The organism is Salinilacihabitans rarus (assembly GCF_024296665.1).
GTDB classification, from domain to species: domain Archaea; phylum Halobacteriota; class Halobacteria; order Halobacteriales; family Natrialbaceae; genus Salinilacihabitans; species Salinilacihabitans rarus.
In genome coordinates this window covers 1,565,861-1,578,086 of the sequence record NZ_CP100762.1, presented here as the reverse complement: position 1 = coordinate 1,578,086, position 12,226 = coordinate 1,565,861, and the positions used below count along the sequence as shown (strand labels likewise).

Sequence of the window (12,226 nt, the reverse complement as noted above, 5' to 3'; positions counted from 1 at the left end):
CCCCGTCAGCGGATCGCGTCCGGAAGCCGGTCGACGACGTCGGTCGCGACGACGCCCGGGCCGCGGTCGGCCGTCGCCAGTTCGCCCGCCTTCCCGAGGATCCACGCGCCGAGTTCCGCCGCCTCCAGTCGATCCATCCCCTGACCGAGCAGCGAGGCGACGATACCCGTCAGCGTGTCGCCGGTGCCCGCGACGCTGAGCGCCGACGTGCCGGTCTCGTTGCGCACCCGCTCGCCGCCGGCGACGATCACGTCGACGTCGCCCGTGAGCGCGACGGCCGCGCCCGTCTCCGTCGAGAACGCTTCGAGCGAGCCGTAGGCGTCGACGATCGGGTCGTCCTCGGCGCCGCTCGGGGTGAGCACGGCCGAGGAGAGGTCGACCTCGCCGTCGAGGACGGGGTCGATCGCGAGCGCGTCGACGACCGTCGGCACGTCGACGGCGGCGACGACCTCGCGGACCGCGGCGGGGTCGGCGTCGGCGAGGCCGGGGCCGATCACGAGCGCGTCGACCGCCGCGGCCACCTCGCGGGCGCGGTCGACGTTCGCGGCGGTGAACCGCTCGCCGGCGTAGCCGCTGACCAGCGCGTTCGGCTCGTGGCCCGCGACGATCGGGTGGATCGTCTCGGAGACGAGCGCCCGCGCGTCGTCCGACCCGGTCCGCAGCGCGGCCCGGCAGACGAGCGCCGGCTGGTTCGGGTAGTCGACGCTCCCGCCGACGACGCCGACGCCGCCGTTGTCCGCGCCCGTCGTCTCCTCGGTGCCCGAGAGCGTCCGCTGGAGTCGTTCCATGAGTGCGGGTCGCGACGGCCACGGGTAGCCCTTCGGCCCGCCACTGCCGGCCGTCGGCCCCGCGGGGTAACGACCAAACGTCTCCTCGCCGTAGCCACGACCGAGGGATTCCCATGTTCGACGACCGAACCGACGCCGGCGAACGGCTCGCCGCGGAACTCGACCGACGCGGCCTCGACGCCGACGTCGTCCTCGGCATCCCGCGGGGGGCACTGCCCGTCGCCCGGCCGGTCGCGGACGCGCTCGACGCCGACCTCGACGTGGTCGTCGCGCGGAAACTGGGCGCGCCCGGCAACCCCGAACTCGCGCTGGGCGCGGTCGCGAGCGACGGCGCCGTCTGGTACAACGACGCCCTCGTCCGACGGCTGGGCGTCACCGAGGAGTACCTCGAAGAAGTGCGGGCCGAGGAGGCCGGGAACGCCCGCCGGAAGGCCGACCGATACCGAGAGACCGAGGGACTGCCGGAGTTCTCCGGGAAGCGCGTCGTCGTCGTCGACGACGGCGTCGCCACGGGCGCGACCGCCATCGCCTGTCTGCGGCAGGTCCGCGACGCGGACGCCGAGCGGGTGACCCTCGCGGTCCCCGTCGGCTCGCCGGACTCGCTCGCCGACCTCGAGTCCGAGGCCGACGAGGTGGTCGCGCTGCTCGAACCCGCGGACTTCCGGGCGGTCGGTCAGTACTACCGGACGTTCGGACAGGTCAGCGACGAGGAGGCGATGGCGTACCTCGACCGCGACCGGTCGACCTCCTGACCGGTCACCGCCCGCGCGCCGCCAGCGTCAGCGTCGCCGGGTCGAGTTCGTAGGAGCGCTCGCGGACCGGCGCGAGGCTGACGACCCGGACGCCCCCGACCTCGCCCTCGCGGTGGCGGTGGTGGTGGCCCACCAGACAGAGGTCGGGGTCGAGGGCGGCGAGGAGGCCGTTTACGTGCTCGCAACCGGGGTCGTAGCCGTACCACAGCAGGCCCGTCGGCGCCTCGTGGGTCAGGAGGACGTCGACGTCGTCGAGGGCGGCCGCGCGCTCGACGTCCTCGCGGACGAAGTGCCGGCGGCGGCCGCCCGCGAGGTCCGCGCGGGGCGTCTCGTACTTCGTCGGCGCGTAGTTGCCCGACAGGCCGGCGACGCGCAGGCCCGCGACCTCGGCCGCGGTGCTCGCGAGCAGGTGGGCGTTCTCGACGCCCGGCGGGCGCTCCCCGCGGCGCATCGCCTCGATCACGTCGAGGTCCTCGTTGTTCCCGGCGACGAACCACGTCGGCGCCGGCAGGTCGTAGTGCTGGAGGTCGCCGACCTGCAACGCCGCGTCGGGGTCGGTTTCGCGGTAGGCGTCGAGCAGCGCCGCTCGGCCGTCGGGGTCGCTCGCGTGGGCGTCGCCGAGGACGAGCATCGCGTCCCGCTACGGTCGCGAGCGACGTATATCGCCGGGGGCCGCGACCGAGCGCCTCACTCCGCCGCGGGCGGGACGTTCCCGTTGGGCCGGAACAGGTTCGTCGGGTCGTACTCGCGTTTCACCGCGCGCAGGCGCTCGTAGTTCTCGCCGAAGATCGCCTTCGCGGGGTCCTCGTCGAACCCCGGGAAGTTGCCGTAGCCGCCGGAGACGCCCGGCAGGTCGCGCACCTCGGCGACGCCCTCGCGGGCCCAGGCGACGTTCGCGTCGTCGTCCGCGGGTGCCTCCCAGTTCGCCTCGAGCGTGAGCATGTACGGCCGGTCGCGGTGGGCGAACGCGGTCGCGTCCGCGGGGACGTCGGCGACGGCGCCCCCGAGGTGCCAGATGTCGACCGTCGAGAGGTCCGAGGGCGACTCCGCCCCGAGGCGGACGACCGCCTCGATCAGGTCGTCGGTGAGGTCGTCCACGTAGACGGACTTCCAGTAGTAGCGCAGTCCGTCGGGGTAGTCCTCGTCGAGCAGCGACTGGAGGTCGACGTACGGCGTCGGCCCGCTGGCGTCGGCGATCGGCGCCGCGACCGTCCGGAAGGGCTCGAACTCCGCCTCGGCGGTCTCCGGGTCGCCGAGGTGGCAACCGAGGAAGACGATCGCCGACTCGCCGCGCGCGTCGGCCGGGAACTCCTCGAGGTCGGGCACCGTCGCCGTGAACGCGAGGACGCTCGCCTCGGTCGAGGCGGTCGCCGCGTACTCGCGGAACCGCCGGAGGGCGTCCGTCGCGACCGCCCCGGGGAACCACGCGAACAGCCCGTACACCTCCGGGCCGACCGGGTGGAGGTCGTACTCGAAGGAGGTGACGGCGCCGAAGTTACCGCCGCCTCCGCGGACCGCCCAGAAGAGATCCGCGTGCTCCTCGGCGCTCGCGGTGACGACCGCGCCGTCGGCGGTGACGACGTCGACCGATCGGAGGGCGTCACACGCCAGCCCGTGCGCTCGACGGAGGTGGCCGACGCCGCCGTTGAGCGTCAGCCCCGCGACGCCGGTCTCCGAGACGACCCCGAGCGGGGTCGCGAGGCCGAACAGTTGGGTCTCCCGGTCGACGTCGCCCAGTTCCGCGCCGCCCTCGACGCGGGCCGTCCGCGCCCGGGGATCGACGCGGACGCCGCGCATCGCCGAGAGGTCGACGACCAGTCCGCCGTCGAAAACCGCGCTCCCCGAGACGTTGTGCCCGCCGCCCCGGACCGACAGCGGCAGGTCGTGCTCGCGGGCGAACGCCACCGCGTCGACGACGTCGGCGGTCCCCCGACACGCGGCGATCAGCGCCGGGTAGCGGTCGATCGTCCCGTTCCAGACTCGTCTGCGCTCGTCGTACGCGGCGTCGACGGGCAGGATCACCTCGCCGCGGAGTCGGTCGCAAAGCCCGTCGACCGCGGCCGCGGGTAGCCTCGAACGCGCCGCCGCTCCCGGATGGTCGGCACTCTCTGTCATACGCTACCGTATGACGCGGAGTCGCATAATCGGCATTCGTGAAATCGCTGACGGTCGTGAGGGCAGACCGGACGGTCGACCGACGGTTCCACGGGACCGCGGCGGTCGAAAGCGACACGCGTTCCTCGCTCGAACCCCTACCGCGGGCATGCGCGTCGCCGTCACCGTCGACGACCGCGAACCCGCCGCCGTCCGCGAGGCCGTCCGCTCTCACCCGGACGTGATCGAGGTGGGCGTCGAGCGCCTGTCGGCGGGCGACCTCGCCATCGACTCGGTGGGCTTCGAGCGCAAGACCCTGCGCGACTACGTCAACGGGGTGATGGGACGCTCCGGGCCGGACCTCCGGGAGCAGGCCGAGCGGATGGCCGCCGGCTACGACCACGCCTACGTCCTGCTCGAAGCGGACTTCCGGTCGGTCGAGTCGATGCGGACGGGCATCTCGCCCGCGGCCATCTACGGCTCGATGGCGTCGATCACCGCCCGACAGGGGACGCCGGTCGTCCCCTGTACCGACCGGCGGCGACTCGTCGACTACGCGATCCGTCTCGGCCGAAAGCACGCCGAGGACCCCTCGACGCGGCCGCCCCCGGTGAGTTCGGTGCCGGCGCGGTACGAGCCGACGGCCAAGCGGATGTACGCCTGCATCGAGGGGATCGGCCCGGAACTCGCCGACGCGCTCTACGAGGCGTTCCCCACCGTGGCCGAACTCGTCGCCGCGAACCGCGCGGAACTCACGGCCGTGGAGGGCATCGGCGAGACGCGGGCCCGGGCGATCCAGACGGCGCTGCGGGACCGGCCCATCGACGCGGACTGATCGGACTCGGCGGTGACGACGGAGACGCGAACGCCGAGCGCGAGGGCGTCGACGAGCGGTTCGCGGGCCGCCGATCGGACGGCCCGATCGCTCCGGACGATTCGAACGGCCATCCCGCACGCGGTTTCCGGCCGACGGCGACTCCCCTGCCATGGACCGGCCTGCGCCGCTTTCGGCGACGAAGGGTGGGGCCTGCACTCGCGGCGGGTTACTCGTCGTCGAACTCCAGCGCGACGGAGTTGATACAGTAGCGCTCGCCGGTCGGCTGGGGGCCGTCCTCGAAGACGTGGCCGAGGTGGCCGCCGCAGTTGGCACACAGCACCTCGGTCCGGCGCATCCCGTGGCTCGTGTCGAGGCGGGTCTCGATCCGGTCGTCGTCGACGTCGTAGAAACTCGGCCAGCCACAGTGGGACTCGTACTTCGTCTCCGAGTCGAACAGGACCGTCCCACAGCCGACACACCGGTAGACGCCGTCCTCGTCGTGCTCGACGTACTCGCCGCTGAACGGCGGTTCGGTTCCCGCCTCGCGGAGGATTCGGTACTCCTCCTCGGAGAGTCGGTCGCGCCACTCGCTGTCGCTGTCGGGGAGATTTTCGGGTTCCTGACTCATGGACCGGCGTACGGCGGGGACGCGTAAGTGTCTGTCTGCGACCCCGCCGTCGGCCACATTAACGGCCCGTGATGATGTTCGTGCTGTTACACTCCGGGCACTGGGTCATCCGGCCGAGCCCCGGCACGTCGAGGCGGAGCCACGCGTCGTCGCCACTCGGCGCTTCGAAGCCGCAGTTCAGACACCGTGACCGTCCGACGGTTGCGGATTCTCCGCTCATGGGTTCGTATTAGTCACGAATCATCATATGCGTTTTCACGGCTCTAGCGCGGCGAGGCGGGTTCGAGTCGCTCGCCGGCGTCCGGATCGGAGTCGTCCCGGCCGCCGGGTTCGTGGCCGTACGCGAGGACGGGGTCGTCGGCCTCGCCCCGCGCGAGCGCGTCGAGGCGGTCGAGCGCGTCGACCACCGCCTCCCCGTCGCGCGAGGGGGCGACGTGGACCAGTTCCCCGCCGCGGTACTCGGCGACCGCCAGCGTCGGTAGCCGGCGGACGTCGTAGGACTCGCCCGTGATCGTCGACTCGACGTGGCGCTCCCGGAAGAACGGTTCGAGGCTCCTGTCGGTCCGGTCGGCCCACGCGTCGAACGCCTCCAGACGCGACCGGATGGTCCGCAACTGGGAGATGCGCTCGGTCCGCGGCGTCCACTCGACCTCCGCCCCCCAGACCCCGACGTCGACCCGCGTGACCTCCGGACGGGACTCCAGTCGCTCGAGGTGCGCGAGCGCTCGCTCGTGGTTCGGGCCCGCCGCGGCGGGCGCGAACGACCGCAGCCAGAGTTCGACCGTCTTCGGGGAGGGAGTTCGTTCGTACACGAGTGATCACGGGGGGAGTCCACGAACGGCTACAAAAGCCTTGCGCGGCCTGTCAGCCCCTGTGAGCGTCGTTCGCGGGCTCACGGCTCACGCGGACGTCGCGCGCGCGACGCTGATCCCTTCGAGTTCGAGGTCGACGGCCGTCGTCTCGTCGTCGGCCCGCGCCCGGGGAATCGCGACGAGGTCGACCTCGTCCCCGACGCCGACCGCGTCGACGAGGTCGTGTTCGAGGTGGACCGGGAGCGTTCGCTCGCCGTCGCGCAGGCGGACCTCGCGGGCGTCGACGTACTCGGATCGCCGCGGGGACAGCGCGAGCCGTCCCCGCGAGCAGGACGAACAGCCCCCCGGCCGGCGGAGCCGGCGGGTGCGCTGGACGACCGTCTCGACCTCGCCGCAGCGTTCGCACTGGAACGCCGCGGTGACGAGCCGCGGGGCGCTCTCGGCCGTCGCCGCGACCGTCCCCTCGACGACGAGCAGCCGGTTGAGGTGGTCGGCGCCGACCTCGCCGAGCGCGCAGCGGGCGCTCTCGGGCAGGTCCGAGATCCGCAGGTAGATCCGGTCGTCGTCCTCGACGTCGGCGTCGTACTCCGCGTCGACGAACTCGCCGAGCGCGCGCCGGCCGGCCCCGAGGGTCCGGTCGGGTTCGCGCAACAGCGGCCGCGTGAACCGGTAGTCCGTGCCACAGCGCTCGAAGGGGATCGACAGGGTCCGCCGGTCGGGAAACCGCGCGAGGAACTGCTCGACCTCCGCGCGCGCGGGTTCGAGAACCTGCGTGTGCCACTTCTCGACCAGTTCGCGGTCGCGGATCATATCCCCAGTCGGCTCCCGAGACCCTTCGTTAGTCGCGACGTTCCCGCGCGTAAGCGGCTGTGAACGTCGTCGACGAGCGAGCAAAACCTTTGGCGCTGGTCGTGGTCGGGACGCGCGTGACCGACCGAAGACGCTACGAGTTCGAAGGTTCGCGCCCGTCGATCGACGAGGACGCCCGCGTCAGCCGCGAGGCGACGCTCGTCGGCGACGTGACCGTCGAGGCCGACGCCAGCGTCTGGCCGGGGGTCGTCCTCCGCGGGGACGTCGCGCCCGTCCGGATCGGCCGCGGCGCTCACGTCGGCGACAACGCGACGCTGCACGCGTCCAGCGTCGGCGAGCGCGTCATGTGCGGCCACGGCGCCGTCCTCAACGACGCGGTCGTCGACGACGGCGCCCTGATCGGCTTCAACGCCACGCTCAACTCCGGGGTCAGCGTCGGCGAGCGGTGCATCGTCGCCTCGGGGACCGTCGTCCCCGACGGCTTCGAGATTCCGCCGGAGTCGTTCGCCAGAGGCGTTCCCGCGTCCGTCGTCCCCCTCTCGGAGACGACCGTCGACCCCGAGGAAACCTTCGAGGAGTACTCCTCCGGCGAGTACACGAACCTCGCGGCCCGCCACGGCGACCTCTTCGAGTGACGGAACTCCGGCGACGGCTGCGCCGACGCACAGATTGACGGTAGCCCGCCGCCAACGTCCCTCGATGACTGCACGACGCACGGTCGAACTCGAGGGGCACATCATCGATTCGGGGACGATGGCGCGGTGTTTCGGCGCCGTCATGGACCTCGGCGGCGAGTTCGACGTCGAGGCGTTCGAGGTCGGCCGCCACACCCACGAGGAGTCGTACTGCCGGATGACGGTCTCCGCGGACGACGAGGACACCCTCCGCGAGATCCTCCACGAACTGAACCAGAACGGCGCGACCGTCGCCGGCCCCGAGGACGCGACGCTCGAACCGGCGCCCGACGACCGGGTCGTCCCCGTCGACTTCTACTCGACGACCAACCACCCGACCGACGTGCGCGTCGACGGCGAGTGGCTCCCCGTCGAGGACGTCGAGATGGACTGCGCGCTCGTCGTCGAGGAGGACGGCGGCGAGACGCGAGTGCGGACGCGGGTGCTCAACGCCGTCGAGGAGGGCGACCTCGTCGTGGTCGGCGACACCGGCATCCGGGTCCAGCCCCCGGAGCGCCCCCGGGGGAAAGGCGGCGCCTTCGGCTTCATGCAGGGGGGCGTTTCGAGCGAGCGGCCGTCGGCGTCGCTGATCGCCGAAATCGCCGACGAGATGCGCGAGGTCCGCGAGCGCGGCGGGAACGTACTCGCCGTCTGCGGGCCGGCGATCGTCCACTCCGGCGGCCGGGAGGCGCTCGCAGACCTCGTGCGCGCGGGCTACGTCGACGCGCTCTCCGCCGGCAACGGCTTCGCCGTCCACGACGTAGAGCGTGACCTCTACGGCACCTCGCTTGGGGTGGACACCGAGACGCTCGAACACCCCCGGAAGGGCCACAAACACCACATCTACACGATCAGCGAGATCGTTCGCGCCGGCGGCATCGAGGCGGCCGTCGCGGACGGTCGCGTCGAGAGCGGCGTCATGTACGAGTGCGTCGAGAACGACGTCGACTACGTGCTGGCGGGGTCGATCCGCGACGACGGCCCCCTGCCCGACACGATCACCGACGCGATCGAAGCCCAGGACGCCATCCGCGAGCAGGCCCACGAGGCCGACCTCGTGTTGATGCTCTCGACGCTGTTGCACTCGGTCGCGGTCGGCAACTGCCTCCCCTCGACCACGAAGACAGTCTGCGTCGACATCAACCCGGCCACCGTCACCCAGTTGCTCGACCGCGGCAGCGCCCACGCCATCGGGATGGTCACCGACATCGGCGCCTTCCTGCCGCTGCTCGCCGACGAGTTGCTGGACTGACCGGCGGTCAGTCGCCCCGCGGTTCGCCCTCGCCCTCGTCTTCGTCCGCGCTCCCCTCGGCCGGCGCCGCCCGCGCCTCGTCGACCCAGTCGGGAGCCACGACGGTCGTCCCGTCGACGGCGTCGATCCCCACCCGTTCGGAGATCCGCAGGCGCTCGCCGTCGTAGTCGACCGTCCCTTCGAGTTCGGCGTACTCGACGACGCCGGCCTCGTGGACGCGAATCTCGGCGTGGAACGGTTCGTCCGCGACGATACTGGCCGCCGACGCCTCCGACGCCTCGATGACGTACGTGCCGTCCTCGGCGACCATCACGTCGGGGTCCTCGACGACGGAGAGGATGGCCCGGAGGCGACGCTCGTTGCTGGCCAGCGCGAACCCCGTCCCCTCGCGGTACTCGACCGAGCCGTTCGCGAAGCGCTCGCGGACGACGACGCCGCGGTCGTCGGTCCAGCGTTCGGTCTCGACGGCGTCGCCGTCGTCGACGTCCGTACCCCGCCACGCCTCGCGGGTGTACCCCCGGTCGTCGCCGCGGTCCAGTAGCGTGGCGTACTCGACCGCGCGGTAGACCGTGCCGTTCTCGTAGGTCAGTTCCCGTTCGCCGCGGACCGCGTACGACCGGTCCGCGAGCGTCTCCTCGTGGGCGGCCCACAGCGCCGCCGGGTCTTCGAGCCCGTCCGCGGAGAACCCCGGCGGGCCGGACGGGGGATCGACGGGTTCGTCGACGCCGTACGGTTCGCGGTCCGCCTGCGCGTCGCCTCCCGGGAGGGCGCCACAGCCGGCGAGGACGACGAGCAGGGCGACGAGGAGTGGGGCTCGTGACACGGCTCGTCCGTTCGGTTTCTCGCGCGGTGACAAGTATCTATCTCGTCGGCGCGGCCGTCGCGACCCCTCGGGTGACACCCCCACGGCCGTTAATACGTCGGCCCACTAATCGAACGATGAGATGGTTCGACGGGACTCCCTCGCCGCGGCGACGCTCGACACCCTGCCACTCACCGTCGCCGTCCTCGACGAAGACGGCGACATTCGGCTCACCAACCGGGCATGGCGGGAGTTCGGGACGAGCGAGGGACGCACGGCCGAGGAGGACGACGTGGGGATGAACTACGTCGCGGCCGCGGCGGCGTCCGACGACGAGCACGCCCGCCGGGCCGTCGACGGGCTCGAATCGGTACTCGACGGCGACCGCGAGGAGTTCTCGATGGAGTACCCGTGTCACTCGCCGACGGAGAAGCGATGGTTCCTGATGCGCGCGAAGCGGTTCCCCGTCGACGACGAGCCGTACGTCTCGGTCACCCACCTCGACATCACCGGCCGCAAACTCGCCGAACTCGACGTCGAGGAGACCGCCGACCGCCTCCGCCGGGAGCGACGCACCCTCGAACACGTCCTCGAACGGATCGACGGCGTCGTCCGCGAAGTGACCGACGTCGCCGTCGACGCGCGGTCGCGGACGGAACTCGAACGGGGCGTCTGCGAGCGCCTCGTCGCGTCGGACCCGTACGTCCTCGCGTGGATGGGCCGGGTCGACGTCGCGGGCCGCCGGCTGGCCCCCCGCGAGTGGGCGGCCGACGGCGACGTCCCGCTCGAAGACGGGACGCTCGTCCTCGAAGCCGACGGGAGTCACCCGGCGGTCCGGGCCCTCGACACCGGGGAGACCGCGGTCGTTCAGGAGGTGACGACGTTCCCGGAGGCCGACCGGTGGTGGCCGTCGGGCGCCGGCGACGCGTTTCGGTCGATTGCGGCGCTCCCGGTCGCCTACGGCGACGTCACCTACGGCGTGCTGGTCGTCTTCGCCGACGAACCCGACGCCTTCGAGACGCGCGAGTTGGCCGTCCTCGAGTCGCTCGCGGGGACCATCGCGACCGCGATCAACGCCATCGACGCTCGCCGCCTGCTGACCGCCGACACCGTCGTCGAGGTCGAAGTGGCCATCGAAGACCCCTCGGTCGTCCTCTCGACGCTGTCGGCGGCGCTCGGGACGCCGGTCTCCTACGGCGGTCTCACCCACGGCGACGGCGGCCCGCCGCTGCTGTTCGTCCGCGTCGACCGCGGGGACGAGACGGCGGCCCGCGAGGCCGCCGCGGCCGTCGACGGCGTCGAGGCGGCGTCGGTGCTCTCGGAGCGTGACGGCGAGGTGACGCTGGAACTCGCCGTCGAGGACCCCCTGCTCGACGCGCTGGTCGAACACGGGGCGGTCATCAGGCGCTTCGACGTCGCCGACGGCGTCACCACCCTCGACGTCGACCTCTCGAACGGGCAGGCCGCCCGCTCGCTGTACGACCTGCTCGAACGGCGGTACGATGTCGTCGAACTGCTCAGCTACCACGAGCGCGAGCGGCCGCCGCGGACCCCGAGCGACGTCGCCGCCCGCCTCGAATCGACGCTGACCGACCGCCAGCGGATGGCCCTCGAGAAGGCCTACTACACCGACTACTTCGACTGGCCCCGCGGCGTCTCCGGCGAGGAACTCGCCGAGTCGATGGGCATCTCGCGGTCGACGTTCCACCAGCACCTGCGGGCCGCCCAGCGAAAACTGCTGGACGAACTCTTCGAGCGAAGCCAGCCTGGTGAGGGATAGCCCTTTTATATTCGTCAGTCGAACGGATAATCGAGTCGCTGTCAGCGAGCCGACGAGAGTGAGAATGCACCAGGAACATATCCAAGCAGGCAAGGAGATTCAGCGACGAACGGGGAAGACGTTCTACCTCGCGACGCGCTTTCTACCGAAGCGCGTCCGGAACGCGACGCACGTCCTCTACGCGTTCTTCCGGATCGCCGACGAAGTCGTCGACGACGCCGCCGGCGTCCCCCCCGACGAGCAGGCTGCGCGCCTCGAAGCGCTGCGCGCGCAGGCGCTCGGCGAGGCCGACCCGGACGACCCGGTCCTCGACGCGTTCGCGACCCTCCGCGAGCGCTACGACATCGCCGACGAGGAGGTCCACGAGTTCGTCGACGCGATGAAGACGGACATCCACACGAGCCGGTACGACAGCTACGAGGAACTCGAGGCGTACATGCGCGGGTCGGCGGCGGCCGTCGGCGTGATGATGACCGCGATCATGGAGCCCGAGGACCCCGAGACCGCCCTCCCACACGCCGTCGCGCTCGGCGAGGCGTTCCAGATGACGAACTTCCTGCGGGACGTCCGCGAGGACGTCCGCGAGCGCGACCGCATCTACCTCCCCCGGGAGACGCTGCGCGCCCACGGCGTCCCCGACGAGCAGGTCGAGAACCTGAAGATGTCCGAGTCGTTCGCGGCGGCGATGGCCGAGGAACTCCAGCGAACCGAGGCGCTCTACCGCGAGGGCGTCGCCGGCATCCGCTACCTGCCGGAGGACTGCCAGCTCCCCGTCCTGCTGGCGGCCGTGCTGTACGCCGAACACCACCGGCTCATCCGCGCGCGAGGGTACGACGTCCTCTCGGAGACCCCCCAGCTCTCGTCGACGCGCAAGCTCTGGTGTCTGCTCAAGACGCGCTGGCACTGGCGCTGGAACCGCGACCCCGAGGCGGTCTTCCGGCGCGTCTCCGCCGTCCCCACGCTCGAAGCCGGCCCGAGGGGGGCAGGCCACGGCGAGGGCGTGCCGACGCGCTGACG

Annotated in this window: 14 protein-coding genes; 6 read left to right on the top strand and 8 right to left on the bottom strand. The window is 71.9% G+C overall.

The annotated features are described in order from the left end of the window. Positions 1-5: 5 nt before the first annotated feature. Positions 6-788 (bottom strand): NAD(P)H-hydrate dehydratase, encoded by a 783-nt coding sequence (locus tag NKG98_RS08255; protein WP_254769179.1) that lies wholly within the window; start codon positions 786-788, stop codon positions 6-8. A gap of 113 nt (positions 789-901) precedes the next feature. On the opposite strand from NKG98_RS08255, the gene NKG98_RS08250 reads away from it, so the two are divergent. Then, the gene (locus NKG98_RS08250; protein ID WP_254769178.1) at positions 902-1,540 is read left to right on the top strand and encodes a phosphoribosyltransferase; all 639 of its coding nucleotides are present in this window, start codon (positions 902-904) and stop codon (positions 1,538-1,540) included. 4 nt (positions 1,541-1,544) lie between these two features. Here NKG98_RS08250 and NKG98_RS08245 read toward each other — a convergent pair whose 3' ends face one another. Further along, positions 1,545-2,171, bottom strand: coding sequence for a metallophosphoesterase family protein (locus tag NKG98_RS08245; protein ID WP_254769177.1), 627 nt, complete (start codon positions 2,169-2,171; stop codon positions 1,545-1,547). A 56-nt stretch (positions 2,172-2,227) separates the two neighbouring features. Continuing rightward, positions 2,228-3,655 (bottom strand): FAD-binding oxidoreductase, encoded by a 1,428-nt coding sequence (locus tag NKG98_RS08240; RefSeq protein ID WP_254769176.1) that lies wholly within the window; start codon positions 3,653-3,655, stop codon positions 2,228-2,230. A gap of 148 nt (positions 3,656-3,803) precedes the next feature. Here NKG98_RS08240 and NKG98_RS08235 point away from each other — a divergent pair, with 148 nt between their 5' ends. After that, positions 3,804-4,469, top strand: a complete 666-nt coding sequence (locus NKG98_RS08235) for a helix-hairpin-helix domain-containing protein (RefSeq protein ID WP_254769175.1) — start codon at positions 3,804-3,806, stop codon at positions 4,467-4,469. 208 nt (positions 4,470-4,677) lie between these two features. Here NKG98_RS08235 and msrB read toward each other — a convergent pair whose 3' ends face one another. The 4 genes from msrB to NKG98_RS08215 all read right to left on the bottom strand — a co-directional run bounded on the left by msrB (position 4,678) and on the right by NKG98_RS08215 (position 6,701). Continuing rightward, positions 4,678-5,079 carry a peptide-methionine (R)-S-oxide reductase MsrB gene (gene msrB, locus NKG98_RS08230; protein WP_254769174.1) on the bottom strand — a complete coding sequence of 134 codons (402 nt, stop codon included), beginning with the start codon at positions 5,077-5,079 and terminating at the stop codon, positions 4,678-4,680. 58 nt (positions 5,080-5,137) lie between these two features. Beyond that, positions 5,138-5,299 carry a zinc ribbon-containing protein gene (locus NKG98_RS08225; protein WP_254769173.1) on the bottom strand — a complete coding sequence of 54 codons (162 nt, stop codon included), beginning with the start codon at positions 5,297-5,299 and terminating at the stop codon, positions 5,138-5,140. 43 nt (positions 5,300-5,342) lie between these two features. Continuing rightward, entirely contained in the window at positions 5,343-5,891 is a 549-nt protein-coding gene (locus NKG98_RS08220) for an HTH domain-containing protein (RefSeq protein ID WP_254769172.1), read from the bottom strand. Positions 5,892-5,978: 87 nt separating this feature from the next. Then, entirely contained in the window at positions 5,979-6,701 is a 723-nt protein-coding gene (locus NKG98_RS08215) for a minichromosome maintenance protein MCM (RefSeq protein ID WP_254769171.1), read from the bottom strand. A 116-nt stretch (positions 6,702-6,817) separates the two neighbouring features. Here NKG98_RS08215 and NKG98_RS08210 point away from each other — a divergent pair, with 116 nt between their 5' ends. Then, positions 6,818-7,336 (top strand): gamma carbonic anhydrase family protein, encoded by a 519-nt coding sequence (locus tag NKG98_RS08210; protein ID WP_254769170.1) that lies wholly within the window; start codon positions 6,818-6,820, stop codon positions 7,334-7,336. Positions 7,337-7,400: 64 nt separating this feature from the next. Continuing rightward, a complete protein-coding gene (locus tag NKG98_RS08205) occupies positions 7,401-8,627 on the top strand; it encodes an ornithine cyclodeaminase, nickel-pincer nucleotide-dependent (protein ID WP_254769169.1) in 1,227 nt (408 codons plus the stop codon). A 7-nt stretch (positions 8,628-8,634) separates the two neighbouring features. On the opposite strand, the gene NKG98_RS08200 is transcribed toward NKG98_RS08205, so the two are convergent. After that, positions 8,635-9,450 carry a hypothetical protein gene (locus NKG98_RS08200; protein ID WP_254769168.1) on the bottom strand — a complete coding sequence of 272 codons (816 nt, stop codon included), beginning with the start codon at positions 9,448-9,450 and terminating at the stop codon, positions 8,635-8,637. A gap of 121 nt (positions 9,451-9,571) precedes the next feature. Here NKG98_RS08200 and NKG98_RS08195 point away from each other — a divergent pair, with 121 nt between their 5' ends. Continuing rightward, on the top strand, positions 9,572-11,209 hold the full coding sequence (locus NKG98_RS08195; protein ID WP_254769167.1) for a bacterio-opsin activator domain-containing protein: 1,638 nt from the start codon (positions 9,572-9,574) through the stop codon (positions 11,207-11,209). Between the two features lie 64 nt (positions 11,210-11,273). Next, on the top strand, positions 11,274-12,224 hold the full coding sequence (locus NKG98_RS08190) for a phytoene/squalene synthase family protein (protein WP_254769166.1): 951 nt from the start codon (positions 11,274-11,276) through the stop codon (positions 12,222-12,224). Positions 12,225-12,226: the final 2 nt, after the last annotated feature.

What these genes read in the sequence shown, in the direction of transcription:
- NKG98_RS08255 (WP_254769179.1), bottom strand. Translation starts at nt 788, where the DNA reads ATGGAACGACTCCAGCGGACGCTCTCGGGCACCGAGGAGACGACGGGC.
- NKG98_RS08250 (WP_254769178.1), top strand. Translation starts at nt 902, where the DNA reads ATGTTCGACGACCGAACCGACGCCGGCGAACGGCTCGCCGCGGAACTC.
- NKG98_RS08245 (WP_254769177.1), bottom strand. Translation starts at nt 2,171, where the DNA reads ATGCTCGTCCTCGGCGACGCCCACGCGAGCGACCCCGACGGCCGAGCG.
- NKG98_RS08240 (WP_254769176.1), bottom strand. Translation starts at nt 3,655, where the DNA reads ATGACAGAGAGTGCCGACCATCCGGGAGCGGCGGCGCGTTCGAGGCTA.
- NKG98_RS08235 (WP_254769175.1), top strand. Translation starts at nt 3,804, where the DNA reads ATGCGCGTCGCCGTCACCGTCGACGACCGCGAACCCGCCGCCGTCCGC.
- msrB (WP_254769174.1), bottom strand. Translation starts at nt 5,079, where the DNA reads ATGAGTCAGGAACCCGAAAATCTCCCCGACAGCGACAGCGAGTGGCGC.
- NKG98_RS08225 (WP_254769173.1), bottom strand. Translation starts at nt 5,299, where the DNA reads ATGAGCGGAGAATCCGCAACCGTCGGACGGTCACGGTGTCTGAACTGC.
- NKG98_RS08215 (WP_254769171.1), bottom strand. Translation starts at nt 6,701, where the DNA reads ATGATCCGCGACCGCGAACTGGTCGAGAAGTGGCACACGCAGGTTCTC.
- NKG98_RS08205 (WP_254769169.1), top strand. Translation starts at nt 7,401, where the DNA reads ATGACTGCACGACGCACGGTCGAACTCGAGGGGCACATCATCGATTCG.
- NKG98_RS08195 (WP_254769167.1), top strand. Translation starts at nt 9,572, where the DNA reads ATGGTTCGACGGGACTCCCTCGCCGCGGCGACGCTCGACACCCTGCCA.
- NKG98_RS08190 (WP_254769166.1), top strand. Translation starts at nt 11,274, where the DNA reads ATGCACCAGGAACATATCCAAGCAGGCAAGGAGATTCAGCGACGAACG.